Raw genomic sequence first — 248 nt, 5'->3', positions numbered from 1 at the left:
TTTTCATTGGTTACTGCATCAGCATCAAGTTTAGCTGTAGTTACAGCTCCCGCTTTAATTTCTAAAGTTACATCTTCAAATGTTGAATTAGTTCCGCCGTTTACTTCAAGATCTGTAGAAGTTATACTACCATCTCCTGTTATTGCACTAACATCAACCTTAAGTGCACCATTGGCATCCTGGGTAAGGCCTGCACCTGCAACGCTTGAATCGATCTTAGATGCTGTTACTGAACCGTCTTTGATATT

At 39.9% G+C, this 248-nt stretch carries 1 protein-coding gene; it reads right to left on the bottom strand.

Annotation, left to right across the window (positions count from 1 at the left end; all coding sequences use genetic code 11):
• A partial coding sequence (locus NHE85_RS16615) for a hypothetical protein (protein ID WP_252813331.1) occupies nucleotides 1–248 on the bottom strand: 248 nt, incomplete at both ends.

The sequence above is a fragment of the Flavobacterium sp. NRK1 genome (assembly GCF_024054175.1).
GTDB lineage: Bacteria > Bacteroidota > Bacteroidia > Flavobacteriales > Flavobacteriaceae > Flavobacterium.
Note: the sequence above shows the minus strand (reverse complement) of the source record. Positions and strands in the feature narration are given on the sequence as shown.